The following is a 25,326-nucleotide window of genomic DNA, read 5'->3' on the forward strand; positions in this document are numbered from 1 at the left end:
CCGGCGGAGGCGACCGACCGCCGGGTATGCGACTCGGGCTACCATCTGTGTCGCCATGCAGACGAACCCCGCACACACCAGCCTGGTCGCCGTCGGCGACTCCTTCACCGAGGGCATGTCCGACCTGCTGCCCGACGGCACCTACCGGGGCTGGGCGGACCTCCTCGCCGCGCGGATGGCCGCCCGCGCACCGGGCTTCCGGTACGCCAACCTGGCGGTGCGCGGCAAGCTGATCGGGCAGATCGTCGAGGAGCAGGTCCCGGTGGCGGCCGCGATGGGCGCGGACGTGATCACCCTGGTCGGCGGCCTCAACGACACCCTGCGGCCCAAGTGCGACATGGGCCGGGTCAAGGGGCTGCTCACGGAGGCCGTGGAGCGGCTGGCGCCGTCCTGCAAGCAGCTGGTCCTCATGCGCAGCCCCGGGCGCCAGGGTCCCGTCCTGGAGCGGTTCCGGCCGCGCATGGAGGAGCTGTTCGCGTGCGTCGAGGAGCTGGGCGCGCGCCACGACGCGCTCGTCGTCGACCTGTACGGCGCTCCGTCGCTGAGCGACCCGCGCATGTGGGACGTCGACCGGCTGCATCTGACGGCGGAGGGGCACCGCCGGGTCGCCGAGGCCGTCTGGCAGACCCTCGGGCACGATCCGCACGAACCGGACGGCACGCAATGGCACGTGCCGATGGCGCCGACGCCGCCCCCGGGGTGGGCCGCCCGCCGGGTCGCCGACGCGCGGTTCGCCCGGCAGCACCTGCTGCCGTGGATCGGCCGCCGCCTCACGGGCCGCTCCTCGGGCGACGGCCTGCCGCCCAAGCGGCCCGACCTGCTGCCGTACGAGGGGCCGACGGTCTGACCGTCCCGGCCGGGCGGGGGCCACACCCTCGGGCGAGCGGGCTGCACGGCCGGTCGTCGGGCCGGCAGCGGGGACGGCCGTACCGCGTGACGGCGGTCTCGTAGGTTCCGCCGAACGGGACCGCGGCGCCGGCCTGCACGAAGCGCCAGTAGAATCCGGTCACGTGACTTCCGCTGCCGCCAAGCCCCGCATCCCGAACGTCCTCGCCGGACGCTACGCCTCGACCGAGCTCGCCACGCTCTGGTCGCCCGAGCACAAGGTGAAGCTGGAGCGTCAGCTCTGGCTCGCCGTGCTGAGGGCTCAGAAGGACCTCGGGATCGAGGTGCCGGACGCGGCGATCGCCGATTACGAGCGTGTCCTCGAGACCGTGGACCTGACCTCGATCGCCGAGCGCGAGAAGGTCACCCGGCACGACGTCAAGGCCCGCATCGAGGAGTTCAACGACCTCGCCGGGCACGAGCAGGTCCACAAGGGCATGACGTCCCGCGACCTGACGGAGAACGTCGAGCAGCTGCAGGTCCGCCTCTCGCTGGAACTGGTCCGCGACCGCACCGTCGCCGTGCTGGCCCGCCTGGGCCGGCTGGCCGGCGAGTACGGCGAGCTGGTCGTGGCCGGCCGCTCGCACAACGTGGCCGCGCAGGCCACGACCCTGGGCAAGCGGTTCGCGACCGCCGCCGACGAACTCCTCGTCGCCTACGGCCGGGTCGAGGAACTGCTCGGCCGCTACCCGCTGCGCGGCATCAAGGGCCCGGTGGGCACCGCCCAGGACATGCTGGACCTGCTCGGCGGGGACGCCGCGAAGCTGGCCGAGCTGGAGGACCGGATCGCCGGTCACCTGGGCTTCTCGCAGGCGTTCACCTCGGTCGGCCAGGTCTACCCGCGCTCGCTGGACTACGAGGTCGTGACGGCCCTGGTGCAGCTCGCCGCGGCGCCCTCCTCACTGGCGAAGACGATCCGGCTGATGGCCGGGCACGAGCTGGTCACCGAGGGCTTCAAGCCCGGCCAGGTCGGCTCCTCCGCCATGCCGCACAAGATGAACACCCGCTCCTGCGAGCGCGTCAACGGCCTGATGGTCGTCCTGCGCGGCTACGCGTCGATGACCGGCGAGCTGGCGGGCGACCAGTGGAACGAGGGCGACGTGTCCTGCTCCGTGGTGCGCCGGGTCGCGCTGCCGGACGCGTTCTTCGCGCTCGACGGCCTGCTGGAGACGTTCTTGACGGTCCTCGACGAGTTCGGCGCCTTCCCGGCCGTCGTCGCCCGCGAGCTCGACCGCTACCTGCCGTTCCTCGCCACCACCAAGGTGCTGATGGGCGCGGTGCGCGCGGGCGTCGGCCGCGAGGTCGCGCACGAGGCCATCAAGGAGAACGCCGTGGCCTCGGCGCTGGCGATGCGCGAGCGGGGCGCCGAGCGCAACGAGCTGCTGGACAAGCTGGCGGCGGACGAGCGGCTGCCGCTCGACCGGGCCCAGCTCGACGCGCTGATGGCGGACAAGCTGTCGTTCACGGGCGCCGCGGCCGCGCAGGTCGCCGTCGTGGTCGGCCGGATCGAGGAGATCGTCAAGCAGCGCCCCGAGGCCGCCGGTTACACCCCGGGAGCGATCCTCTGACACGCTTCACCCAGGCGGAGCTGGAGGCCGCCCGCGACCGTCTCGTACCGGACGTCGTCGCGGACGGCCTGCGCGTGTTGTTCTGCGGCATCAACCCGGGCCTGATGACGGCGGCGACCGGCCACCACTTCGCCCGCCCCGGCAACCGCTTCTGGCCCGTGCTGCACCTGTCCGGCTTCACGCCGAGGCTGCTGAAGCCGGCCGAGCAGGGGGAGCTGCCGGGCTACGGGCTCGGCATCACCAACGTGGTGGCGCGGGCCACGGCCCGGGCGGACGAGCTGAGCGCCGAGGAGTACCGCGAGGGCGGCCGGCTGCTGGAGCAGAAGGTGACGGCGCTGAAGCCGCGTTGGCTGGCGGTGGTCGGAGTGACCGCCTACCGGGCCGCGTTCGACGACCGCAAGGCCGCGGTGGGACCGCAGGAGCGGCTCATCGGGGACACCCGCGTGTGGGTGCTGCCGAACCCCAGCGGTCTGAACGCGCACTGGACGACGGCGACGATGGCGCAGGAGTTCGCCCGGCTGCGGGCGGCGGCGCAGGACTGACCGCGACGGGAGCGACGGCGGCGCGGGGCCGACGGCGCCGGGAGCGACGGTGGCGCGGGGCCGACGGCGGTCGGCGCGACGGTCAGGGAGGGCCGGTCTCCGTCACCACCAGCAGGAGCTGGAAGGGCAGTTCCGTGTCCCACTGGGAGACGCCGAGGGCCAGCCAGCGCGGGGTGCCGGGCACCTGCCACAGGTGCACGTCCGGAACGTGACCGCTGAGCGAAACCCACGGCTCGGGTATGTGCTCGCCCTCCAGGGAGCGTTCCAGCGTGCTCGCCAGACTCACGAGGTGCGGCGGCCCCCAGCGGTCGGTCAGCCGCTGCGTGAGTCCGTCCCGGTCGGCCTCGTACTGCTCCTCCGTCTCCTCCCACGCGCTGCGGCCCTCGTCGAAGAAGTCGCCGCTGGTCTGCAACTCCGCCACGAGATACCCCTCCGCGGGCAGGGCTCGGACGCTCAGCAGGTCGACGGCGGCCAGACCGTGGGCGATGTCCATGTGATCCAGTAAACCGGCCGCCACTGACAATTGGCGGCCCGTCAGCGCGCCCGCCCGCTCAGGCGTCCCGCACCCGCACCCGCCACGCGCCGGCGGCGACCGCCGCCGCCGTCCACAGGGCGGTCACCGCGAGCCCGGCCCACGGCCCCAGAAGACCGTCCCACCCGCTGTGCAGGACGACTTGACCGGCCCGGTCGGGCAGCAGGTCGGCGGCGTTGCCGTTCACGTCGCCGATGACGAAGGACACGATCAGGAGGAAGGGCACGAGGATGCTCAGGGTCCCGACCCCGCTGCGCAGGACCGTGGTGAGACCGGCCGCCAGCAGGGCCATCAGCGTCAGGTAGAGGGCGCAGCCGACCGTCCCGCGCACCCACTCCGCCGGGGTCGCCGCCTGTTCCCCCGGCCCCGCGGTCGCCGCTGCGACGGTCAGGGCCGCCGGTCCGGTGACCAGGCCGACGGCGAACACCGGCAGGCCGATCGCCGTCAGCTTGGCGGCGAACCAGCGGCCCCGGCGGGGCACCGCGGCCAGTGACAGGCGCAGGGCTCCGGCACGGAACTCGGCGGACACGGCCGTCGTGCCGAAGGCGATCGCCGCGATCTGCCCGAGGGTCACGCCGAAGAACGCCGAGAACAGGGCGTCGCCGCCGCCGTCGTCCAGTCCGGCCAGTGCGGAGAACGCGACCGTGGCGAGCGGCAGGGCGGCCAGGGCACCGATCTGCGCGCGCAGTGTGCGGATCTTGATCCACTCGGCGTGGAGTGCGGGTGTGAACGCCGGGGAACTCATGCTCGGGCCTCCTCGTGGGGCCGGGACGCGAACTCGGCGTCGGCGGCGGTGAGAGCGAGGTAGGCCTGCTCGAGCGTGCCTTCCTGCGCCGAGAGTTCGAGCAGCGGGACACCCGCCGCGCAGACGAGCGGGCCGATGTCGTCCACGCGCGCGTGGCGCACGGTCCAGGTCCCGTCGGGATCGTGGACGGCGGTGTGGCCGTGCCGGGCGAGGACGTCCTTCAGGGCGGCCGGATCCGTCGTGCGGATGCGGACGCCGGGGTGCACGCGCGCGTCGATGAAGTCGCGCAGGGGCGTGTCGGCGAGCAGGCGGCCCCGGCCGAGGACGACGAGGTGGTCCGCGAAGGACGCGGTCTCGTTCATGAGGTGGCTGGAGACCAGCACGGTGCGGCCCTCCCCGGCGAGCCGGCGCAGCAACCCGCGGATCCAGACGATGCCTTCGGGGTCCAGGCCGTTGGCGGGTTCGTCGAGCAGGACGACCGCGGGGTCGCCCAGCAGTGCGGCGGCGATGCCGAGCCGCTGACGCATGCCGAGGGAGTACGTCCTGACCCGGCGCCGGGCCGCCGGGGCCAGTCCGGTCTCCTCCAGCACCCGGTCGACCCGGCCGGCGGGCAGGCGGTTGCTCGCGGCGAGGGCGAGCAGGTGGTCGCGCCCGGTCCGTGAGCCGTGGGCCGCCTCGGCGTCGAGCAGGGCGCCGACGTGGCGGAGGGGTTCGGTGAGGGCGGCGTAAGGGCGGCCCGCCAGGGTGGCGGTGCCGGCGGTCGGCCGGTCGAGGCCGAGCAGGAGACGCAAGGTGGTGGACTTGCCCGCGCCGTTGGGGCCGAGGAAGCCGGTGACGCGGCCGGGCAGGACCTGGAAGGTGAGCCGGTCCACGGCCCGCCGGGGGCCGTACTCCTTGGTGAGCCGGTGGACGTCGATGCTGGTCATGCCCACCACCCTGGCCGTCGGCCGGGGCGCGGCCCTCCCCCGCGCGTGGAGTTCCTCTCCCCCGCCCGGGGGAGGCCCGTTGTCGGTGGGACCTGCCACCATGTCCGCATGGGCCGCCTGTTGAGCCCGCTGCTGCGGGGGAAGACGTACACACGACTGCTGCACCTGTGGGTGCCGATGCTGATCGTGAGCGTCTGGATGTTCGTCGCGCCCGAGCAGCCCTGGGTGCCCGCTCTCGCGCTCGTCCCGGTCGGGCTCTTTCCCGCCGTGCGCAGGGGCGAGGGGGTGCAGGCGCAGGTGCTGCTCACGCCGGACGAGCGGGAGCCGGGGTTCTCGGTGGCTCCGTCGGCGACCTGGCGGGACCGGCTCCGCACGGTGCTGTGGCTGGAAGTGCGCATGGCGCTCGGCGTGGTGACCGCGTTCGCCTGCGTCTGGCTGCCGGTCGCGGTGGTCGAACTGGTCCGGAGCGCTCGCGGCGGTGCGGACGCCGGCCTCCCGGGTCTCCCGGCGTTCGGGGCGCACTGGTGGTCGGCGCTCCTTACGCCGCTTCCCCTGCTCGTCCTGTGCGCACTGGTCGTCGCGCTCGGCGAGGCGGCCGCCTCCCTCGCGCGGCGGCTCCTGGGCCCGTCGGCGGCGGAACGGCTCGCCGTCCTGGAGACTCGCACCGAACAGCTCCTGGAGCGCAACCGGATCGCCCGGGAGCTGCACGACTCGCTCGGGCACGCGCTCACCGTGGCGGTGATGCAGGCGGGCGCGGCGAGGGCGACGGGCGATCCGGCCTTCACCGACCGGGCGCTCGCGGCGATCGAGGAGACCGGCCGGGCCGCCCTGGAGGACCTGGAGCGGGTACTGGGCGTGCTGCGGGAGGCCGAGCGGCCCCTGAGCCCTCGTCCGACGCTGGCGGAGGCAGACCGCCTGCTGCACTCGGCGCGGGCCTCGGGCGCGGAGGTCGACGCCGAGGTGACGGGGCCGCTGGAGAGGGTGCCGGGGCCGGTGTCGCGTGAGGGATACCGCATCCTCCAGGAGTCCCTGACGAACGTGCTGCGGCACGCGGGGCCCGTTCCGGTCCGGGTGCGCGTCGGGGTCGCCGACGGCGTCCTCAGCCTGGAGGTGCGCAACCCGCTCTCCGGTCCCGTGCCCGGCCCCGGGCGGGGCAGCGGGCTGCGGGGCATACGGGAGCGCGCGGCGCTGCTCGGCGGCCGGGCCTCGACGGGGCCGGACGCGGGCGACTGGCGGGTCCACGCGGAGCTGCCCGCCGAGTCGATCCCGAGCCGGTGACCCGTTTCCGGTCACGGCACTAGGGTCGACCGATGCCGGTGACCGTACTCCTCGTCGACGACGAACCCCTGGTGCGCGCGGGCCTGCGGGCGGTGCTGGAGGCGCAGTCCGGCATCGAGGTGGTCGGCGAGGCGGCGGACGGGGCGGCGGTGATCCCGCTGGTGCGGCGGTTGCGGCCCGACGTCGTCGCCATGGACGTCCGGATGCCGCTGATGGACGGCATCGAGGCCACGCGCGCGGTGCTGCGCACGGTGGACAGGCCGCCCAAGATCCTGGTCGTGACGACCTTCGAGAACGACGAGTACGTGTACGAGGCGCTGCGCGCGGGCGCGGACGGGTTCTTGCTGAAGCGGGCCCGGCCCGCCGAGATCGTGCACGCCGTGCGCCTAGTCGCCGAAGGCGAGTCGCTGCTCTTCCCGGCCTCGGTGCGACGCCTGGCCGCCGAGTACGGCGGCGGGGGCGGGGCGGCGAACCTCGCGGCCCGCGACGTGCTGGAGCGGGCCCGGCTGACCGGCCGGGAGGCAGAGGTGCTGCGGCTGATGGCGCGCGGGCTGTCCAACGCGGAGATCGCCGCCGGGCTCACCGTGGGGGCCGAGACCGTGAAGTCGCATGTGAGCGCGGTGCTGACGAAACTGGGGGCGCGCGACCGCACCCAGGCGGTGATCACCGCGTACGAATCCGGGTTCGTGGCCCCTGGCTGAACGGTGCGTGACGACTTCGGTACGAAGGCGGCACTCGCCCGGGTCCGCCCTGCCGAGTACGATCCGCCCCAGCACGGGCTCGAGCTGGAAGGACGCACCTTGGGGCGGTTGACGGGCGGGGATCCCTCGTTGTTGCGAAGGATCAACTCCGCGGTGGTGCTGCACGCGCTGCGTGCGGCGGACTGCGCGACGCTCACGGAGATCACCCGCGCGACGGGCCTGTCCCGGCCGACCGTCGAGGGGGTCGTGGAGGACCTCATCGGGGCGGGGCTCGTCGTCGAGAAGGCGGCCGACGAGAGCGTGGCCCGACGGCAGGGACGGCCCGCGCGGCGGTTCCGGTTCCGGGCCGAGGCCGGTCATCTGCTGGGTCTGGAGATCGGCTCGCACCGGGTGGCCGCGCTGCTGGCCGATCTGGACGGGCGGGTGCTGGGCGCGCAGTCCAGGGTGGTCGAGGAGTCCGCGCCGGCCGACGACCGGCTGGAGCGGCTGCGCGGCGCGGTCGCGGAGCTGCTGCGCCGGGCGGACGTGCCGCGCAGTTCGCTGCGGGCGGTCGGGGTCGGCACGCCGGGGATCGTCGAGGCGGACGGCACGGTGCGGCTGGGCACCGCGCTGCCGGAGTGGACGGGGCTGCGGCTGGGCGAGCGGCTGAGCCGTTCCTTCAAGTGCCCGGTCCTGGTGGAGAACGACGCCAACGCGGCGGCCGTGGCCGAGCACTGGAAGGGCTCCGCCACCGAGTCCGACGACGTGGTCTTCGTGCTGGCGGGGCTCAGTCCGGGCGCCGGCTCGCTGATCGGCGGCCGTCTGCACCGGGGTTTCGGCGGGGCGGCCGGGGAGATCGGCGCGCTGCACCTGCTGGGGCGCGAGGTGACGCCGGAGACGCTGCTGTCCACCACGGACGAGCCGTTGCATCCGCTGGACGAGCTGGCGGTCGCCGCGGTGTTCGCCCAGGCCCGGGAGGGCGACCGGCGGGCCCGGGCCGCGGTGGACCGCTTCATCCAGCGGCTCGTGCACGATGTGGCGGCGCTGGTGCTGGCCGTCGATCCGGAGCTGGTGGTGGTCGGCGGCTGGGCGGCCGGCCTGGACGGTGTGCTGGAGCCGCTGCGCGACGAGCTGGCCCGCTACTGTCTGCGGCCGCCGAAGGTGGCCCTGTCGATGCTCGGCGAGGCGGCGGTGGCGACCGGGGCGCTGCGGCTGGCCCTCGACCATGTGGAGGAGCAGTTGTTCGCGGTGGAGGGCACGGTCACGGCGCGGCGGTGAAGCCCCGTCACCGGGGGACGCGCGGCGGCGCCGGAGGAGTTCCGGGCCGCGGTGCGGGCCGTCCGCCCGGAGAGCGGGCGGGCGTGCGGCGGGGTGCGGGCCGTTCGGGAGCCCGCCCCTCGCGCCCGCCCCTCGCGGCCCGTCACGGACGGACGTTCGGGAGGCCGTTCACCCCCGGGGTCCGTGGTGTATCTCCACGCCGCCCGACGCGCCGAACGTCAGCCGGCAGGTGTCGGCGCGGTACGTCGCGACGGAGAGCGCCGCGGTGCGGCCCTCGGCGAAGAAGCGGGTGGTGACCACGAGGACGGGTGCGCCGGGCAGCCGGTCCAGCTCCCTGGCGTCGTCCGCGCCGGCCGAGCCGAGCTCCACCGAGCGGTCCTGGCCCTGCAGTTCGAGGCGCTGGAGTTCGCCGAGCACCGCACGCGCGCGTGCCGCGTCGCCGTGGGCGTCGCTCCCGGTCTCCTCGGGGGCCGACCTCAGGGGGACGTAGAGCAGTTCCGCGGCGACGGGCCGGCCGTCCGACACGCGCGACCGGCGCACGATGTGCACGGCCTGGTGGCGCGCGGTCTCCAGGGCGGTGGCGACGGCCGCGGGCGGGGCCGCGAGGGTGCTGTCGACGGGCTGCCAGGCGTCGTCGCCCGTGCCGGGCCACGACTGCCGCTCGGTGCCGACGGCGACGCCCGTCCGCGGCGGCGCCACGGTCGTGCCGACGCCGCGGCGGCGCTGGAGCCTGCCTTCCAGTTCGAGCTGGTCCAGGGCCTGGCGCAGGGTCGCGCGGGCGACTCCGAAGCGGGCGGCCAGCTCGCGCTCGTTGGGCAGGATCTCGCCCACGGTGAACTCCGAGTCGAGCGCTTCGCTGAGCACCGTCCTCAGATGCCAGTACTTCGGCTCCGATACCGATTCCAGTTGCGTGGTCCCCACCCTGTCCTCCGCGATCGCCGTGGTCGGCAGCGTTTTTTCGTGCCCTTGTTTATTAAAGGTTGTTGCACTTCTCTGCGACCATAGGACGCCCCCCATCCTTGGTCAATACCAATCCCGGGACCCCGTCGACCCAAGTGGCTCTTGGGGGAAAGCGTTTACGAAAGTTTCGGGCACGGGTGCCCCCGTGACACTCCGGGAACGCTCCCGCCGTCAAGCCGCCCCCGGGCGCCTGTCGGGAATTACGGTGACCGGGTCCGGCGCTGCGCCGGGTCCGGCGACACGGGAGGTCGGCTGTGCGGTACGCGGTGCTGGGTACGGGCGAGGTCGGGCGCACGCTGGGCGGCGCGCTGGTGCGGCTGGGGCACTCGGTGGTCCTGGGTTCGCGCACGAAGGACAATCCGGCGGCCGCGGAGTGGGCGCGCGCGGCGGGGGCGGGTGCGAGCACGGGGACGTTCGCGGAGGCGGCCGCGGCCTCCGAGGCCGTCGTGAACGCCGTGTCCGGGCGGGTGGCCGTGGCGGCGCTCCAGTCGGCCGGGGCGACCCACCTCGACGGCAAGGTCGTGCTCGACGTGTCCAACCCGCTGGCCTTCGAGGACGGCGAGGCGCGGTTGTCGCCTGTGGAGTCGGACAGCGTGGGCGAGCAGATCCAGCGGGCGTTCCCCCGGGCACGCGTGGTCAAGTCCCTCAACACGGTCAACTGCCGGGTGATGGTGGATCCCGCGCGCGTGCCCGGGGAGCACCAGGTGTTCGTGTGCGGGGACGACGAGGACGCCAAGAGCCGCGTCACCGCACTGCTCGGGGAGTTCGGCTGGCCCGCCGGCCGGGTGATCGACCTGGGCGGGATCCGGGCGGCGCGCGGTGTGGAGATGTGGCTGCCGCTGTGGCTCGACCTCATGCGCCGGTTCGGTCACGCGGACTTCAACCTGGAGCTGCGCCGGGCCCGTTGAGCCGGACGGGCGGCGGGGAGGAAGGCGCGGGGCGGGCGCTCGCCGGGATCACCCGGCCGGGGGCTACCCGCCGGTAGTAATTGCTGACAAGCTGTCTACGGCGTCCACCGGCCTGTCCAGACGAGGAGCTTCCATGTCCGCCACCGTCTCCTTCACGGTCCCCTCCCCCGGCGGCCCGCTGCCGGTCACCGTGTCCTATACGCGCGCGGGCAGGGGCGAACCGCTGCTCCTGCTGCACGGCATCGGCCACCACCGCCAGGCATGGGACCCGGTGGCAGGCATCCTGGCCGCCGAACGCGACGTGATCGCCGTGGACCTGCCGGGCTTCGGCGCGTCCCCCGCCCTGCCGGACGGCCTCGCCTACGACCTGCCCACGACGACGGCGGTGTTCGGGGCCTTCTGCCAGGCGATGGAGCTGGACCGGCCCCACGTGGCGGGCAACTCCCTGGGCGGACTGCTCGCCCTGGAACTCGCCCGCGAGAAGCTGGTGCGGACCGTCACCGCGCTGTCCCCGGCCGGGTTCTGGTCGGAGGCGGAACGCCGCTACGCCTTCGGCGTCCTGGCCGCCATGCGGGGGATCTCCCGCCGGCTGCCGCTTCCCCTCGTCGAGCGGCTGGCGAGCACCGCGGCCGGCCGCACCGCCCTGACCAGCACCATCTACGCACGCCCCGCCCGCCGTTCACCCGAGGCCGTGGTCGCCGAGACGCTGGCCCTGGCCCGCGCCACCGGGTTCGACCAGACCCTCGAGGCCGGCATCTCGATCCGCTTCACCGAGGACCTGCCCGGCGTGCCCGTCACCGTCGGCTGGGGCACCCGCGACTGGCTGCTCGTGCGCCGTCAGGGCGTCCGCGTGAAGCAGGTCATTCCGGCCGCGCGCCTGGTGCGGCTGCCGGGCTGCGGCCACTGCCCGATGAACGACGACCCGGCGCTCGTGGCCCGCGTGATCCTCGACGGCAGCCGCTGAGGCAGCCGCACGGTCCGCCGCCCCCGCCCCCGCGCCTGCCCCGGCCTTCGCCCCCAGGACGACGCCGGCCCCGACGAGGGCGCTGCCCAAGGCCTGGGCGGGGCCGTAGGAGCCGGCGCCCACGAGCGGCGCGGTGCAGGCGGCGGCGACGGGGATGAGGCCGGAGAAGAGCGTGGCCCGCTCCGCACCGATCCGCTGCATGCCCATGTACCAGCACACGAACCCGACGACGGTGACGACCGCCGCCTGCCACAGCAGGGCGGCGGTCTCCGCGCCGTCGGGCCGGCGCAGCCACCCGCCGCCGTCCGACAGCAGGCCGACGGCCGCGGACTCGGCGGCGGCGAGCCCGCACACCGTGGCGGACAGCAGCCGCGGACCCAGCGGGCGCAGGACGGGCACGGCCAGCACCGCGAAGCCGACCTCACCGGCCAGCGCGCAGACCGACCAGGCGATGCCCGCGCCGTCCGACCGGCCCCAGCCCTGCACGGTGAACGCGCCGACGGCGACCAGCGAAGCCCCGTACAGCACCGTGCGCCTGGGCCGCCGTCCGGCCGCGAACGGGACGACGACCGCCACCACGACGGGGGCGCAGCCCACGAGGACGCCGGGGACGGCCGGTTCCGCTGAGCGCTCGGCGGACAGCACCGCCAGGTTGAAGCCGACCATCCCGACCGCCGCGAGCAGCGCCAGACGCGCCCATGCACGCCGGCTCAGCGCGCGCAGCCGGGCCCCGGCGCCGGCCCCCGCCAGGGGCGCGAGGAGCAGACAGGCGAGGCCGTAGCGCAAGGTCTGCCCGCCGGCGTACGGGTAGGCGCCGAGGACGCTGTTGGCGGTGAAGGACCCGCCGACGAGGACGCAGGCGAGCGCGCAGAGCAGGGAGCCGCGCAGGACGGTGGTGTTCATGAGGGCGACGCTAGAAGCGGCGGCGGCCCGGTTTAAGGTCCACTTCCATGACGTCATCGGGGACCAATTCCGCGCGGCCGTCCGGGACCGCGGCCTGGGAGGTGCTGCTGCCGGCGGCCGCCGCCCCGCCGCGCACGCGTGGCCGCGCGCTCCAGGCCGCGCTGCGCGAGGCGGTGCGCTCCGGGCGGCTCGCCCAGGACACCCGGCTGCCGTCGAGCCGGGACCTGGCCGCCGATCTGGGGGTGTCGCGCGGTCTGGTGACCGAGGCCTACGAGCAGCTGACCGCGGAGGGGTATCTGCGCAGCGGCCGTGGCGCCGGTACCTGGGTGGGCGGCGCCGCGCGGGCCGCCCGTCCCCGTGCGCGCGACCTCGCTCCGCGCCCGCCGGGCGCCCGGACCGACTTCGTGCCCGGCACGCCGGACCTGTCGCTCTTCCCGCGCGCGGCGTGGGCGGCGGCGCAGCGGGGCGTGCTCGCCGAGCTGCCCCACCACGACCTGGGCTACCCCGACCCGCGCGGGCTGCCGCGGCTGCGCACGGCGCTCGCCGAACTCCTCTCCCGCCGCCGGGGCGTGGTCGCCGACCCCGAGCGCCTCGTGATCGTCTCCGGCGTCGCCCAGGCGACCGCGCTGCTCGGGCTCGCGCTGCACGCGCGCGGAGCGGAGGCCGTTGGTGTCGAGGACCCCGGCAGTCCGCAGCACGGCGCGCTGTACGCGGCGGCGGGCGTACGGGCCGTCCCGCTGCCCCTGGACGGCGAGGGCACCGACCTGGCGGCGCTGCGCTCGTCCGGCGTACGGGCCGTGACGACGACGCCGGCCCACCAGTTCCCCACCGGCATCGCGTACTCCGCGCGACGACGTGCCGAACTGCTCGACTGGGCGCGGTCGGTGGACGGCTTCGTGATCGAGGACGACTACGACGGCGACTTCCGCTACGACCGTGCCCCCGTGGGCGCGCTCCAGGGCCTGGACCCGGAGCGCGTGGCCTACACCGGGTCGGTCAGCAAGTCCCTCGCGCCGGGGCTGCGGCTCGGCTGGCTGCTCGTCCCCGAGGCGCTGGCCGAGCACGTCGTCGCACGCAAGCGGACGTCGGACCTCGGCCATCCCGCCCTCGACCAGGCGCTGTTCGCCCGGTTCGTGGAGCGCGGCGACTACGACCGCCAGCTGCGCCGGTGCCAACGCGCCTACCGGGAGCGGCGTGACGCCCTCGTGGCGGCCCTGACCGAGCACTTCCCGGGGGCGCGGGTGTCGGGGATCGCCGCGGGCCTCCACGTCATCGCCGAGCTTCCGCCCCGGTACGGGCCGCAGCCCCGGTTCCTGGAGCGGGTGGCCGCGGCCGGCGTCGGGGTGCGCGCGCTGGCCGACTACACACACGCGCGTGCCGGACGCGAGGAGGCCGGGGCGGGACCGCGTCTCGTGCTCGGCTACGCGCATCTGTCGCCCGCGCGCGTCCGGGAGGGCGTGCGGCTGATGAGGGAGGCCGCCGGAAAGTGACAGCCGGACCCCTTCGGCCCGGCGGGACATCGACGGCGGCGGCGGGGAGCTGACGGTGTGCCTGTGCGGGCAGGCCGGCACCGTGCCGGTCGCCGAGCTGCTCCGGCCCGGACGCGCGGGGCGGTGGTCCGGCGTCCCGTACCCTCGTCACCGTGCCGCGCACCGGCGTCATCCCCCGGTGCGCGGCACCGTCGTCGCGGCCGGGACGCGCCCAGATCGTGGAAGGGTCAACAAAGCGGGCATTCGTAGCCTTTACCCATCAGTCACAACCCGTTCGTGATCACGCAACACGGTTCCTCCACAGTGGCCGCATGACCCGAGACATCTCCGACATGAAGCGCGCGCGGAACGGACGCCCCGTGCACCACTGGCGACGGGACGTGGTGGAGCTCGCCGCGCTCTTCACCGCCGTGGCGGTCGCCGACGGCGTGGCCAACCTGGTGGGACACGGGCCGGACGGGCCCGTGCTGCTGAGCGTCTCCGCCGCCCTGCTCGTCGCCACGGCCGGGTTCCACACCTGGTGGGCACGGCGCCACGGGCACGCGCCGCCCGCCGGGGATACCGACGCCCGGCCGCACTCCGAGGAGCCGCAGGCCGGGCCGTCGGAGCTGTCCCCGGGGGCCGGCGAGGGCAGCGTCCTGTGGCGGATGCGGACGACGGTGAAGGACGCCCCGGGGTCGCTGGCCGCGCTCTGCGCCGCGCTCGCCGCCCACCGCGTGGACATCCTCAGCCTTCAGACCCATCCACTCGGCGAGGACACGGTGGACGAGTTCCTGCTGCGCGCGCCGGGCGCCCTCGCGGCCGCCGGGATCAGCCGGGCCGTCTCCCTGGCGGGCGGCGGCCGCACCTGGATCGAGCGCGCCGACGCCCACGACCTGGTGGACGTGCCCACCAGGGTCCTCGGCCTGGCCACCCGCACCGCGCTGGACGCCGCCGAACTTCCCCTGGCACTGCGGCAGTTGCTGGGCCGCTGCACGATCCGTTCGCTGCCCGCCGCGCCGGGCGCCAGGGACCGCGGCCCGGAGGGCGTGCCCGTGGAGGGCGTCCTGGAGGACACCGTGATGAGGCTGCGGGCGCCGGAGGGCGGCGTGATCACCGTGGAGCGGCCCCATCTGCCCTTCACGCCGACCGAGTTCGCCCGTGCGCGTGCCCTGGTGGAGCTGGACGCCCGGCTCGGACCGCGGATCCCGCGCGGACAGGACGCGCTGACGCTGCCCGAGGGCGGCGACATCACCGTGCGGCGGGCCGACACCGGTGATCTGGCGGCGGCCAGGGCGATGCACGACCGGTGCTCGGCCCGCACCCTCGCAATGCGCTACCACGGGCCGGTCGGCGACGTGGACCGCTATCTCGGCCATCTGCTCAGCCCGCGCTTCGGCCGCACCCTCGCCGTGCGGACGGCGTCCGGCCGCATCGTCGCCCTCGGCCATCTGCTCTGGGACGGCGACGAGACCGAGATCGCGCTGCTGGTCGAGGACCGGTGGCAGCGGCGCGGGGTGGGCGCCGAACTGCTCGGCCGGCTGGTGGGGATGGCCGTCGAGGCGGGATGCGAGAGCGTGTACGCCGTGACGCAGGCCTCGAACACCGGCATGGTCGCCGCCATGCGCGGCCTCGGCCTGCCGCTCGACTACCAGATCGAGGAGGGCACCCTGGTCGTCACCGCCCGGCTGGAGACGACGAAGGCGGCGCAGGGGGCTCCGACGGCCCGGACGGCTTCGCCCCGCCGCGACGAGCGGGTCGCACGCGACTGAGACGGCCGGGACTACGGCGGCCGCACCGTGGCCGGACGGGTGAGGGCCCGGCGACGTCACGTCGCCGGGCCCTCCCGCATTCTCCCGTCGTTCCGGATCCTCCGCCGGCCCGGATTCCCGCGGCCTGCCGGGCCTCCCGGCCTCCCGGCGCCCGCCCGCTCGCCGGGGTCAGACGGAGGCGGTTCCGCGCGCCGGCGAGGGGATCACCTCTGCGGAACCGGCCGCCGCAGCGCCCGTCCCTGTCCCCGTGCCCGTGCCCGCGCGTGCGGTGCCGCTTGTGCCCGTCGTCGCGCCGAGCGCCTCCCGCAGGTCGGCCCACAGGTCCTCGACGTCCTCCAGGCCCACCGACAGCCGCAGCAGCCGGTCGCTCACGCCCGCGCCGCGGCGCTCGTGCGCGTCGACGATGCGGTGGCTGATGGACGCCGGGTGCTGGATGAGCGTGTCGACGCTGCCGAGGCTGACGGCCGGGGTGATCAGGCGGACTCCGGCGATCACCTCGTGCGGGTCGCCGTGCACCTCGAACGCGATCATCGCGCCGCCGATGCGCGGATAGTGCACGCGCGCCACGCGCGGGTCCGCGGTCAGCCGCCGGGCCAGTTCGGCGGCGGTCGCGGAGGCGGCCCGCACCCGCACCGGGAGCGTCGACAGACCGCGCAGCAACAGATAGCCGGCCAGCGGGTGGAGGACGCCGCCGGTGGCGAACCGTATCCGCCGCAGCACCCCGGCGAACTCCTCGTCGCAGGCGACCACGCCGCCCAGGACGTCCCCGTGGCCGCCGAGGTACTTGGTGGCGCTGTGCAGGACGAGCCGCGCGCCCTGTTCGACGGGGCGTTGCAGCACGGGCGTGGCGAAGGTGTTGTCGGCGAGCAGCGGGACCGAGCCGCAGGCGTGCGCGACGGCCCGCAGGTCGACCTCGGCCAGTGTGGGATTGGCCGGCGTCTCGACCATGACCAGCCCGGTGTCCGGCCGCAGCGCGTCCGCGATCCCGGCCGGGTCGGTCCAGGTGACCTCGGAGCCGAGCAGCCCCGCCGTCAGCAGATGGTCGCTACAGCCGTAGAGGGGACGGACGGCGACCACGTGCCGCAGCCCTGCCGAGGCGCGCGCCAGCAGCACCGCGGTGAGCGCCGCCATGCCGCTGGCGAAGGCGACCGCGCTCTCGGCGCCTTCGAGCCGGGCCAGCGCCGTCTCGAACCGGGCGACCGTCGGATTGCCCAGCCTGCCGTAGACGGGCGGTCCGTCCGGTTCCGCGCCGGTCTCGGCGAAGGCGTCGATACGGGCCGCCTCGGCGCGGCTGTCGTACGAGGGGTAGGTGGTCGACAGGTCGATGGGCGGGGCGTGCAGGCCCTGGCGGGCCAGGTCGTCCCGGCCGGCGTGCACGGCCTCGGTGGCCAGTGCGCGGGGCGCTCCAGACGTGCGTACGCCGTCGTACGCGTGCGTGCTCGCAGCGGATGAGTCCATGGACCGCAGGGTGAACATCGCACGGGCCGCGTGGCGGACCCACCGTGCTACGTTCGGCCGATGGCCGAATCCGTCGTACTCGACCCGGTCGATCTCCAGCTGCTGCGGCTGCTGCAGAACGACGCCCGGACCACCTACCGCGACCTCGCCGCGCAGGTCGGCGTCGCGCCGTCGACGTGCCTGGACCGGGTGACGCGGCTGCGCCGCAGCGGTGTGATCCTCGGGCATCAGCTGCGGCTCGATCCGGCCAAGCTGGGGCGCGGGCTCCAGGCGCTGCTGTCCGTGCAGGTCAGGCCGCACCGCCGGGAGCTGGTGGGGCCGTTCGTGGAGCGGATCCGGGCGCTGCCGGAGGCGCTGACGGTCTTCCACCTCACCGGGCCCGACGACTATCTCGTCCATGTCGCCGTCGCCGACATGGCCGATCTTCAGCGGCTCGTCCTCGACGAGTTCACCTCGCGCCGGGAGGTCGCCCGGGTCGAGACGCGGCTGATATTCCAGCAGTGGGACTGCGGGCCGCTGCTGCCGTCCACGGGGTCGCAGCAGACGCCGTGACGTGCGCCGACGACGGCTTCAGGACAAACGCCGTGACGTGCGCCGCCGGCCCGTACGAGGATGGGGCGCATGTCACAGACCAACAACCCGCTGCCCCGCGAGATCGCCGACGCCTACGTCGACGGTCTCATCGCCCTCGACCCGGTGACCGGCACCTACCTCGGCGTGCAGGAGAGTTCGAGCCGTCTGCCCGACTACTCGCCCAGGGGGCAGGAGGCGCTCGCGCGACTCGCGCGCGACACCCTGGCCAGGCTCGACGAGGCGGAGCGCGGGCCCGGCGCGGACAGTGACATCGAACGCCGGTGCGCCCGCCTGCTGCGCGAGCGCCTGACCGCCGAACTCGCGGTGCACGAGGCGGACGAGGGGCTGCGCGCCGTCGGCAACATGGCCACGCCGGCGCACCATGTGCGCGAGGTGTTCACGGTGACGCCCACGCAGACCGACGAGGACTGGGCGGCGATCGCCGAGCGGCTGCGCGCGGTGCCCGCGGCGCTCGCGGGCTACCGGGAGTCCCTGGCGCTCGGCCTGGAGCGCAAGCTGTACGCGGCCCCGCGGCCGACCGCCACGTTCGTCGAGCAGCTCACGCAGTGGTCGGACCCGGACGACGAGGGCCGCGCCTGGTTCGAGGGCTTCGTCGCCCCGGGGCCCGAGGCGCGCCGCGCCGAGCTGGACGAGGCGGCGCGCGGGGCCACCGCGGCGGTCGTGGAACTGCGGGACTGGCTGCGCGACGTGTACGCGCCGACCGCCGAGGGCGCGCCGGACACCGTGGGCCGGGAGCGGTACGCCCGCTGGGCGCGCTTCTACAACGGCACCGACCTCGACCTCGACGAGGCGTACGCGTACGGCTGGGCCGAGTACCACCGGCTGCTGGGCGAGATGCGGAAGGAGGCCGAGAAGATCCTGCCGGGGGCCCGTACGCCGTGGGAGGCGCTCGCGCACCTCGACGGGCACGGCCGGCACATCGAGGGCGTCGACGAGGTGCGGGACTGGCTGCAAGGTCTGATGGACCAGGCCATCGAGTCGCTCGACGGCACCCATTTCGAACTCGCCGAGCGGGTGCGCAAGGTGGAGTCGAGGATCGCCCCGGCGGGCAGTGCGGCCGCCCCCTACTACACGGGCCCCTCGGAGGACTTCTCCCGGCCCGGCCGCACCTGGCTGCCGACCATGGGCGAGACCCGGTTCCCGGTGTACGACCTCGTCTCCACCTGGTACCACGAGGGCGTCCCCGGCCATCACCTCCAGCTGGCGCAGTGGGCGCACGTCGCCGGCGACCTCTCCCGCTACCAGGCCACGGTCGGCATCGTCAGCGCCAACGCCGAGGGCTGGGCGCTGTACGCGGAGCGGCTGATGGACGAGCTGGGCTTCCTCACGGACGCCGAGCAGCGGCTGGGGTACCTGGACGCGCAGATGATGCGCGCGGTGCGGGTCATCGTCGACATCGGCATGCACCTGGAGCTGGAGATCCCGGCGGACTCGCCGTTCCACCCGGGCGAGCGCTGGACGCCGGACCTGGCGCAGGAGTTCTTCGGCGGGCACAGCAGCCGTCCGGCGGACTTCGTCGAGAGCGAGCTGACCCGCTATCTGTCCATCCCCGGCCAGGCGATCGGCTACAAGCTCGGCGAGCGGGCCTGGCTGCTGGGCCGGGAGAAGGCCCGCGAGCGCAGGGGGGACGCCTTCGACCTCAAGTCCTGGCACATGGCGGCCCTTTCGCAGGGCTCGCTCGGCCTCGACGACCTGGTGGACGAGCTGGCCCGGCTCTGACCCGGCCGCCGGGCCCGCGGGGCGGCACAAATCCGCTGTCCCCGCGGGCCGTCCGTGCGGCACGCTCGTCCCCATGAGCACCTCGCGGACCCTGTTCCTCTCCCCACGCGTCACCGCGACGGGCCACGCCTTCGCGGACGCGGCCCGGCGGCGAGGGGTGCGCGTGGAGACGCTGCGCGACTGGCGGGTGCCGCCGCGGTCGCCCGCGGACCCGGCCGCGTCGCTGTACTCGGGCCCGCTGTTCGCGGACGCCGTGGCGGGCGGGCTGGGCCTCGGCCTGCTGGAGGCGCCACCGGACTGGCTGGCCCGGCTGCCGTACGAACTCACTCTGCGCAAGGTGGAGTTCACGACCGTCGCGCGGGCGCGCGCACTGCGCCGGCCCGCGTTCGTGAAGCCGCCGAACGACAAGAGCTTCCCCGCGCGCGTGTACCGGGACGGCAGCGGGCTGCCCGGCCCGGACGCGGTCGACGGCACGGAACCGGTGCTGGTCAGCGACATCGTGACGTTCGCCGCCGAGTACCGGCTGTTCGTCCGGGACGGCGAGGTGCGCACCGGCAGCCGCTACGCCACCGGGGGCGACCTGGACGTCGTCCCCCTGGAGCGGGACGCGCGCCGCGCCGAGGTGCTCGCGTTCGCCGGCCGGCTCGCCGGGAGGGGTCTGCCGAGCGCGGTCGTCGTGGACGTCGGGCTCGTCGAGGGCGCCGGGTGGGCCGTCGTGGAGGCCAACGCCGCCTGGGCGAGCGGCCATTACGCGTGCGACGCGGACGCCGCGCTGGACGTCGTCCTGCACGCGGCCCGCCCCGAGCGCGACGTCCCGGCGGCGGACCGCCGCTTCCTGCGGCCGGTCCCCGCGGTCGTACGGGACTGACGGGACCGGCCGGCCGGGCGGGGCCGCGGCGGTCAGCAGCCGCAGTCCGCCGCGTCCACGGGGGCCGTGAGCGGGTCGGCGTCGCGCTGCTCGCGGCCCTGCCACGTCTCGTAGGCGAAGCCTTCGCGCGCCCAGTACTCGAAGCCGCCGAGCATCTCCTTGACCCGGTAGCCGAGTTCGGCGAGCGTGAGGGCGGCGCGCGTGGCTCCGTTGCATCCGGGGCCCCAGCAGTACGTCACCACCGGCACGTCCGAGTCGAGGAGCCGTCCGGCCTGCTCGGGGATGAGCGCGGTGGGCAGGTGCACGGCGCCGGGGACGTGGCCCTGGTCCCAGGCCTCGGTGGAGCGGCAGTCCAGGACGACGAAGCCGGGGTCGCCGCCGGCCGCCAGGGCCGCGGCCACGTCGGAGACGTCGGCGTGGAAGGCGAGGCTCGCCCGGAAGTGGGCGGCGGCCCGGGCGGGGGACGCGGGAGCCACGCGCAGGACGGGGTTGACGTCGGTCACGCTGGGGGCGGCGGTCATCGCGGGGCCTCTTCCGTCGGGGGATGGTGGTCGACGACCGAAAATCTATGGTCGCCGACGGGCTCCCTGAAGGGGCGTTCCCCGGCGTGGACCTTGCCGGACCGGGGAATCCCCTGCTAATCATCGGGGATGACCGCGTATTCCCCGGACGCCACCGATTGGCGCATCCTCGAGGTCCTCCAGCGCGAGGGACGGGCCAGTTTCGCCGACCTGGCGCGTGCCGTGGCGATGTCGGCGAGCGCCGTCACCGAGCGGGTGCGACGGCTGGAGGAGGCGGGTGTCATCCAGGGGTACGCGGCCGTCGTGGACCCCGAGCGGCTGGGCCTGCCGATCCTGGCGTTCGTGCGGCTGCGCTACCCGAACGGGAACTACAAGCCGTTCCACGACCTGGTGGCCGTGACGCCCGAGATCCTGGAGGCCCACCATGTGACGGGCGACGACTGCTTCGTGATCAAGGTGACCGCCCGGTCGATGCGCCACCTGGAGGAGGTGTCGGGCCGGATCGGCGCGCTCGGGTCGGTCACCACGAGCGTGGTCTACTCCTCGCCGCTCCCCCGCCGCCCGCTCGGCCGGTAGCCCCGCAGCCGCACCGTCGACCCCGAGCGGCCCTTGACGACCTCCAGCTGGGCGTGGATGCGACGGCGCAGGTCGCCCACGTGGCTGACGATGCCGACGCTGCGGTCGCGTTCGCGCAGGGAGTCCAGGACGTCGAGGACCTCGTCGAGCGTCTGGTCGTCGAGGCTGCCGAAGCCCTCGTCGATGAAGAGGGTGTCGAGCCGGACGCCGCCGGCCTCGTCGGTGACGACGTCCGCGAGGCCCAGCGCCAGCGCGAGCGAGGCGAAGAACGTCTCGCCGCCCGAGAGCGTGGCCGTGTCCCGCTCCCGGCCGGTCCAGGCGTCGACGACGTGCAGTCCGAGCCCGCTGCGGCCGCGCCCGGCCCGGTCGTCGGAGTGGACCAGCGTGTAGCGCCCGGAGGACATGCGCTGAAGCCGGGCGGTCGCGGCGGCGGCGACCTGTTCGAGCCGGGCCGCCAGGACGTACGCCTCCAGGCGCATCTTGCGCTCGTTGTCCGCGGAGGTGCCCGCGGCGAGACCGGCCAGCCGGGCCACCCGGTCGTACTCCTCGTGCAGCGGGGCGAGCCGGCGGACGCCGCTCTGCGCGCGCGCGGACAGCTCGTCGAGCTGGGCGCAGCGGCGGGCGGCGGCGTCCTGGGCGGAGGCGGCCGCGCGCAGCCGTTCGGCCGCCTCGGCCGCGGCGCGTTCGGCGGCCGCGAGGTCGGCGGGCGGCAGCCCGGCCGCCGCCACCGTGTCGGGTTCGGCGAGGGCGGCCCGTACGGCGGCCTCCTCCGACTGCCAGGCGTCGAGGCGGCGTTGCAGTTCGCGGTGGGCAGTCGCGTCGAGGAGGGCGTCGGCGGCGGCCTGCGGCGTGTCGAAGCCGGCCCGGAACGCGGCCTCGTCCAGGCGGCCGTCGGCGGCCTTGAGCCGCTCGGCGCTCTCCTCGGCGGCGCGGGCGGCCTCGGCCGCCTCGGTGAGCCGGGCGGCCCGGCTCTCCAGCTCGGCGGCCCGCGCGCCGACGCTGTCCGCCGCCCCGCGCACCCTCGTCAACTCCTCCTCCAGAGCGAGCCGTTCGCGCTCCATGCGCTCACGGTGGCCCACCCGGGAAGCGGACCTGACGGCCGCCTCACGCTGGGCCTGCGCACGGCGCTCGTGCTCCTGCTCGGCCTGGCGCAGTTCCTCGCGCGCGGGGTGCAGCGCCGAGGCCTGCGCGCGGGCCTGCGCATAGGCCTGCTCCGCCTCCTGGGCCTCGGCGGCGAGCCGGTCCGATGGGGCGTCGCCGGCCTCGGCCGTGGCGGCGGCGAGCGCCTCCCGCAGGAGGCCGTGCGCACGCTCCTCCTCGGCCTGGCTCTCCTCGGCGCGCCGGTAGGCGGCGAGCGCCCGCTCCTCGGCCTCGCGGCCGACGTGCCCGGCGTCCTTGCGGGCGGGCGCGGGGTGCTCGGTGGCGCCGCAGACCGTGCAGGGCTCGCCGTCGGCGAGGGTGGCGGCCAGTTCGGCGGCGATGCCCCTGAGGCGCTGTTCCTTGACGTCGAGCCAGTGCTCGCGGGCCGACTGCGTCCGGTCGCGTGCGGCGAGGGCGGCCTGTCGCGCGGCGTCGAGGTCGCCGGTCAGCGTGTCGCGCCGCCGGGCGGCCTCCAGGCGCCGGCGCGCGGGCTCGCGCCGCCCGTCGAGCTGTTCGGCGCGGGCGGCGGCCTCCTGGGCGTGTTCGATCCGGGCGCGCAGATCCGTGCGGACGGCGTCCCAGCCGGCGAGCCAGGTCTCGGCCTCCGTCAGGACGTCCTCGTCGTCGCGTTCCCGCCGGTCCAGGTCCGCCCGCTCCGCCGCGAGGTCGGCGAGGCGCCGTTCGCCCCGGCGGGCGGACTCCAGACCGCCCAGCTCCTCGGCGGCCCGGCGGGCGGCCGCGGCGAGCCCGGCGGCGCCGGAGTCGGCGAACGGCTCGGGGAGCCGGGCACGCGCGCGGGCGGCGCGGGCCGCCGCCTCCCGGTGCTCGGCGTCGGCGGCCTCGCGCAGGTCCAGGGCCGGGGCCACCGTCTCCGCCTTGCGCGCCCGCTCCATGCGCGTCTGCGCCTCCCGGTGGGCTCCGGCCCGCTCCCGCAGCGCCTCGGCCCTCTCGCGCGCCTCGGCGAACCGCCGTTGGAGCCGGTCGCGTTCGCGGACGTCGGCCAGCTCCCGCTCGGCCGCGGCCTGCGCGGACTCGGCGGCGAGGCGGCCGCAGTGCGCGGTCGTCAGCAGCTCGCGGGCGGTGCTGCGGGCGACGGCGGCCGCGGCGAGCACCGCGCCGGCCAGGCCCGGCTCGCCGGGGGCCAGCTCGGGCAGCTCCATGGCGTCGCCGGCCGCCTGCTGCATCCGGTGGGCCTCCGCGAGCAGCGCGGCGTCGCCCTCGCGCACGCGTGCCTCGGTGGCCCGCCGCCGTTCGGCCAGCCGCTTCTCGACCTCGGCGAACCGCCCGGTGTCGAAGAGACGGCCCAGCAGCCGGCCGCGCGCCTCGGCGTCGGCGCGCAGGAAGCGGGCGAAGTCGCCCTGGGGCAGCAGCACGACCTGGCAGAACTGTTCGCGGCTCATGCCGAGCAGCTGGGTGATCTCCTCGCCGATCTCCTGGTGGGAGCGGCTGAGGTCCTTCCAGGCGCCGGTGGCGGTGTCGTACTCGCGCAGCAGGCTCTGGGCCTTGTCGACCGTGGTGCCGGCGCCGCGCTTCTTGGGCCGCTCCCAGGGCGGCTGCCGGGCGATCTCCAGCCGGCGTCCCGCGACGGTGAGTTCCAGGGTGACCTCGGTGCGCGTGCCGGGCGCGGCGTGGTCGCTGCGCAGGTTCGTGCCCTGGCCGTTCTGCCGGGCGCCCGGCACCGAGCCGTACAGGGCGTAGCACACGGCGTCGAGGACGGAGGTCTTGCCCGCGCCCGTGGGCCCGTGCAGCAGGAAGAGGCCGGCGGCGGAGAGCTCGTCGAAGTCGACGCTCTGGGCGCCGCCGAAGGGGCCGAAGGCCGTCAGGTCGAGCCGGTGCAGCCTCACCGCGCCACCTCCCCGGCCATGTCGTCCGCGCGGACCGCGTCGAAGGCGTCGCGCAGCACGCCCTGCTCGCGCGCGTCGGGCCCCGCCCCCCGCACGTGGGCGACGAAGTCCTCGGCGATCTCCTGGTCGCTGCGGTCGGCGAGGCGGCGGGCGTAGGACACACCGGGGTCGTCGGGTGCGCGCTCGGGGGCGAAGACGAGGCTGAGGGTGTGCGGGAACCGCTCGGCGAGGCGGGCCATGGGGTCGGCTGGGCGGACGGCGTCGGTGAGCGTGGCCTCGACCCACGCCTGCTCGTGGCGGGCGAGCGCGGGGTCGGCGAGCAGTTCCTCCAGGGTTCCCCGGATGCGGGCCAGCGCGCGGGGCACGGGGCAGTCGACGCGCTCGGCGGTGATCTCCCCGCCGGCCCCGAGGTCGACCAGCCACATGGTCTTGCGGTGCGCGCTCTCGGAGAAGGAGTAGGGCAGCGGGGAGCCCGAATAGCGCACCCGCTCGGTGATCGTCTGGCAGCCGTGGAGATGGCCGAGCGCCGTGTAGTCGACTCCGGCGAAGACGCCGGCGGGCACCGAGGCGACGCCGCCGACGGTGATGTCGCGTTCGCTGTCGCTGGGCTCGCCGCCGGCGACGAAGGCATGGGCGAGGACGACGGAGCGCGTTCCCCGCGCGCGGGCGGCGAGGTCGGCGCGGACCCGGTCCATCGCGGCGGCGAGGACGGCCTCGTGGGCGGCGCTGTCCACGCCGAACTCGTCCTTCACCAGGGCGGGTTCGAGGTAGGGCAGGCCGTAGAAGGCGACGTCGCCGAAGGGGTCCGTCAGGATCACGGGCGTGCCGGCGGCGGCCGGATCCGTGCGCAGGTGGATGCCCGCGCGCCCGATGAGGCCGGCCCCGACGCCGAGCCGGCGGGCGGAGTCGTGGTTGCCGGAGATCATCACCGTGGGCACCCCGAGAGCGGCCAGCCGGTGCAGGGCGTCGTCGAACAGCTCGACCGCGGCCAGCGGCGGCACCGCGCGGTCGTACACGTCCCCCGACACGACCACCGCGTCGACCTCGCGCTCACGCACGGTGGCGACGAGGTGACCGATGAACTCGGCCTGGGCGCCGAGCATGTTCACCCGGTGGAACGCCCGGCCGAGATGCCAGTCGGAAGTGTGCAGGAGCCTCATGATCCCGAGACTAACGGCCGGGTCCGACAGCACGGG

22 protein-coding genes and 1 pseudogene are annotated in these 25,326 nt (G+C 75.3%); 14 read left to right on the forward strand and 9 right to left on the reverse strand.

The window, feature by feature from the left end; genetic code table 11:
* The first annotated feature begins 55 nt into the window (after nt 1-55).
* The 3 genes from ACGFSH_RS16445 to mug all read left to right on the forward strand — a co-directional run bounded on the left by ACGFSH_RS16445 (nt 56) and on the right by mug (nt 2,995).
* Nucleotides 56-847, forward strand: coding sequence for an SGNH/GDSL hydrolase family protein (locus ACGFSH_RS16445; RefSeq protein ID WP_393348970.1), 792 nt, complete (start codon nt 56-58; stop codon nt 845-847).
* A 163-nt stretch (nt 848-1,010) separates the two neighbouring features.
* The gene (gene purB / locus ACGFSH_RS16450; RefSeq protein ID WP_393348972.1) at nt 1,011-2,453 is read left to right on the forward strand and encodes an adenylosuccinate lyase; all 1,443 of its coding nucleotides are present in this window, start codon (nt 1,011-1,013) and stop codon (nt 2,451-2,453) included.
* A complete protein-coding gene (mug, locus tag ACGFSH_RS16455; protein WP_393349179.1) occupies nt 2,450-2,995 on the forward strand; it encodes a G/U mismatch-specific DNA glycosylase in 546 nt (181 codons plus the stop codon). The genes purB and mug overlap by 4 nt, the downstream gene beginning before the upstream one ends.
* An 82-nt stretch (nt 2,996-3,077) precedes the next feature.
* Here mug and ACGFSH_RS16460 read toward each other — a convergent pair whose 3' ends face one another.
* Genes ACGFSH_RS16460 through ACGFSH_RS16470 form a run of 3 tightly spaced genes read right to left on the reverse strand, consistent with a single transcriptional unit; the run spans nt 3,078 to nt 5,198 of the window.
* Nucleotides 3,078-3,488 (reverse strand): hypothetical protein, encoded by a 411-nt coding sequence (locus ACGFSH_RS16460; protein WP_393348974.1) that lies wholly within the window; start codon nt 3,486-3,488, stop codon nt 3,078-3,080.
* 58 nt (nt 3,489-3,546) lie between these two features.
* Complete coding sequence (locus ACGFSH_RS16465) at nt 3,547-4,272, reverse strand: ABC transporter permease (protein ID WP_393348976.1); 726 nt, start codon at nt 4,270-4,272, stop codon at nt 3,547-3,549.
* Nucleotides 4,269-5,198: an ABC transporter ATP-binding protein gene (locus tag ACGFSH_RS16470; protein WP_393348977.1), complete on the reverse strand. Its 930-nt coding sequence runs from the start codon at nt 5,196-5,198 to the stop codon at nt 4,269-4,271. The genes ACGFSH_RS16465 and ACGFSH_RS16470 overlap by 4 nt, the downstream gene beginning before the upstream one ends.
* 108 nt (nt 5,199-5,306) lie before the next feature.
* On the opposite strand from ACGFSH_RS16470, the gene ACGFSH_RS16475 reads away from it, so the two are divergent.
* The 3 genes from ACGFSH_RS16475 (at nt 5,307) to ACGFSH_RS16485 (ending at nt 8,434) form a co-directional block, all read left to right on the forward strand.
* Nucleotides 5,307-6,476 carry a sensor histidine kinase gene (locus ACGFSH_RS16475; protein WP_393348979.1) on the forward strand — a complete coding sequence of 390 codons (1,170 nt, stop codon included), beginning with the start codon at nt 5,307-5,309 and terminating at the stop codon, nt 6,474-6,476.
* A gap of 32 nt (nt 6,477-6,508) precedes the next feature.
* Complete coding sequence (locus ACGFSH_RS16480; protein ID WP_393348981.1) at nt 6,509-7,177, forward strand: response regulator; 669 nt, start codon at nt 6,509-6,511, stop codon at nt 7,175-7,177.
* Nucleotides 7,178-7,276: 99 nt separating this feature from the next.
* Nucleotides 7,277-8,434 carry an ROK family transcriptional regulator gene (locus ACGFSH_RS16485; protein ID WP_393348982.1) on the forward strand — a complete coding sequence of 386 codons (1,158 nt, stop codon included), beginning with the start codon at nt 7,277-7,279 and terminating at the stop codon, nt 8,432-8,434.
* 168 nt (nt 8,435-8,602) lie between these two features.
* Here ACGFSH_RS16485 and ACGFSH_RS16490 read toward each other — a convergent pair whose 3' ends face one another.
* On the reverse strand, nt 8,603-9,355 hold the full coding sequence (locus tag ACGFSH_RS16490; protein ID WP_393348984.1) for a GntR family transcriptional regulator: 753 nt from the start codon (nt 9,353-9,355) through the stop codon (nt 8,603-8,605).
* 293 nt (nt 9,356-9,648) lie between these two features.
* Here ACGFSH_RS16490 and ACGFSH_RS16495 point away from each other — a divergent pair, with 293 nt between their 5' ends.
* A complete protein-coding gene (locus ACGFSH_RS16495; protein ID WP_393348986.1) occupies nt 9,649-10,302 on the forward strand; it encodes an NADPH-dependent F420 reductase in 654 nt (217 codons plus the stop codon).
* A gap of 133 nt (nt 10,303-10,435) precedes the next feature.
* Complete coding sequence (locus ACGFSH_RS16500; RefSeq protein ID WP_393348988.1) at nt 10,436-11,266, forward strand: alpha/beta fold hydrolase; 831 nt, start codon at nt 10,436-10,438, stop codon at nt 11,264-11,266.
* Between the two features lie 66 nt (nt 11,267-11,332).
* Here the strand turns inward: ACGFSH_RS16500 and ACGFSH_RS16505 are convergent.
* A pseudogene (locus ACGFSH_RS16505) lies at nt 11,333-12,226 on the reverse strand (EamA family transporter); the annotation flags it as partial.
* Between ACGFSH_RS16505 and ACGFSH_RS16510 the strand changes: the two are divergent.
* Both ACGFSH_RS16510 and ACGFSH_RS16515 read left to right on the forward strand, forming a co-directional pair.
* Nucleotides 12,217-13,659 (forward strand): PLP-dependent aminotransferase family protein, encoded by a 1,443-nt coding sequence (locus tag ACGFSH_RS16510; RefSeq protein ID WP_393348990.1) that lies wholly within the window; start codon nt 12,217-12,219, stop codon nt 13,657-13,659. The pseudogene ACGFSH_RS16505 and the gene ACGFSH_RS16510 overlap by 10 nt on opposite strands.
* 311 nt (nt 13,660-13,970) lie before the next feature.
* A complete protein-coding gene (locus ACGFSH_RS16515; protein WP_393348992.1) occupies nt 13,971-15,410 on the forward strand; it encodes a GNAT family N-acetyltransferase in 1,440 nt (479 codons plus the stop codon).
* A 168-nt stretch (nt 15,411-15,578) separates the two neighbouring features.
* Here the strand turns inward: ACGFSH_RS16515 and ACGFSH_RS16520 are convergent, their stop codons facing one another.
* Entirely contained in the window at nt 15,579-16,868 is a 1,290-nt protein-coding gene (locus tag ACGFSH_RS16520; RefSeq protein ID WP_393348994.1) for a trans-sulfuration enzyme family protein, read from the reverse strand.
* Between the two features lie 60 nt (nt 16,869-16,928).
* Between ACGFSH_RS16520 and ACGFSH_RS16525 the strand changes: the two genes are divergently transcribed.
* The 3 genes from ACGFSH_RS16525 to ACGFSH_RS16535 all read left to right on the forward strand — a co-directional run bounded on the left by ACGFSH_RS16525 (nt 16,929) and on the right by ACGFSH_RS16535 (nt 20,049).
* Nucleotides 16,929-17,420 carry an Lrp/AsnC family transcriptional regulator gene (locus ACGFSH_RS16525; protein ID WP_393348995.1) on the forward strand — a complete coding sequence of 164 codons (492 nt, stop codon included), beginning with the start codon at nt 16,929-16,931 and terminating at the stop codon, nt 17,418-17,420.
* Between the two features lie 69 nt (nt 17,421-17,489).
* A complete protein-coding gene (locus ACGFSH_RS16530) occupies nt 17,490-19,181 on the forward strand; it encodes a DUF885 domain-containing protein (RefSeq protein WP_393348997.1) in 1,692 nt (563 codons plus the stop codon).
* 73 nt (nt 19,182-19,254) lie between these two features.
* Nucleotides 19,255-20,049 carry an ATP-grasp domain-containing protein gene (locus ACGFSH_RS16535; RefSeq protein ID WP_393348999.1) on the forward strand — a complete coding sequence of 265 codons (795 nt, stop codon included), beginning with the start codon at nt 19,255-19,257 and terminating at the stop codon, nt 20,047-20,049.
* A gap of 32 nt (nt 20,050-20,081) precedes the next feature.
* Here ACGFSH_RS16535 and ACGFSH_RS16540 read toward each other — a convergent pair whose 3' ends face one another.
* Nucleotides 20,082-20,570 carry a rhodanese-like domain-containing protein gene (locus ACGFSH_RS16540; RefSeq protein ID WP_393349001.1) on the reverse strand — a complete coding sequence of 163 codons (489 nt, stop codon included), beginning with the start codon at nt 20,568-20,570 and terminating at the stop codon, nt 20,082-20,084.
* 129 nt (nt 20,571-20,699) lie between these two features.
* Here ACGFSH_RS16540 and ACGFSH_RS16545 point away from each other — a divergent pair, with 129 nt between their 5' ends.
* Nucleotides 20,700-21,146, forward strand: coding sequence for an Lrp/AsnC family transcriptional regulator (locus ACGFSH_RS16545; protein ID WP_329407623.1), 447 nt, complete (start codon nt 20,700-20,702; stop codon nt 21,144-21,146).
* Here ACGFSH_RS16545 and ACGFSH_RS16550 read toward each other — a convergent pair.
* Together ACGFSH_RS16550 and ACGFSH_RS16555 are read right to left on the reverse strand one after the other, a co-directional pair.
* Nucleotides 21,107-24,130: an AAA family ATPase gene (locus ACGFSH_RS16550; RefSeq protein WP_393349003.1), complete on the reverse strand. Its 3,024-nt coding sequence runs from the start codon at nt 24,128-24,130 to the stop codon at nt 21,107-21,109. The genes ACGFSH_RS16545 and ACGFSH_RS16550 overlap by 40 nt on opposite strands.
* A complete protein-coding gene (locus tag ACGFSH_RS16555) occupies nt 24,127-25,290 on the reverse strand; it encodes an exonuclease SbcCD subunit D (RefSeq protein WP_393349005.1) in 1,164 nt (387 codons plus the stop codon). Before ACGFSH_RS16555 ends, ACGFSH_RS16550 begins: the two co-directional genes overlap by 4 nt.
* Between the last annotated feature and the right edge of the window lie 36 nt (nt 25,291-25,326).

This window comes from Streptomyces sp. NPDC048481, from assembly GCF_043200075.1.
GTDB lineage: Bacteria > Actinomycetota > Actinomycetes > Streptomycetales > Streptomycetaceae > Streptomyces.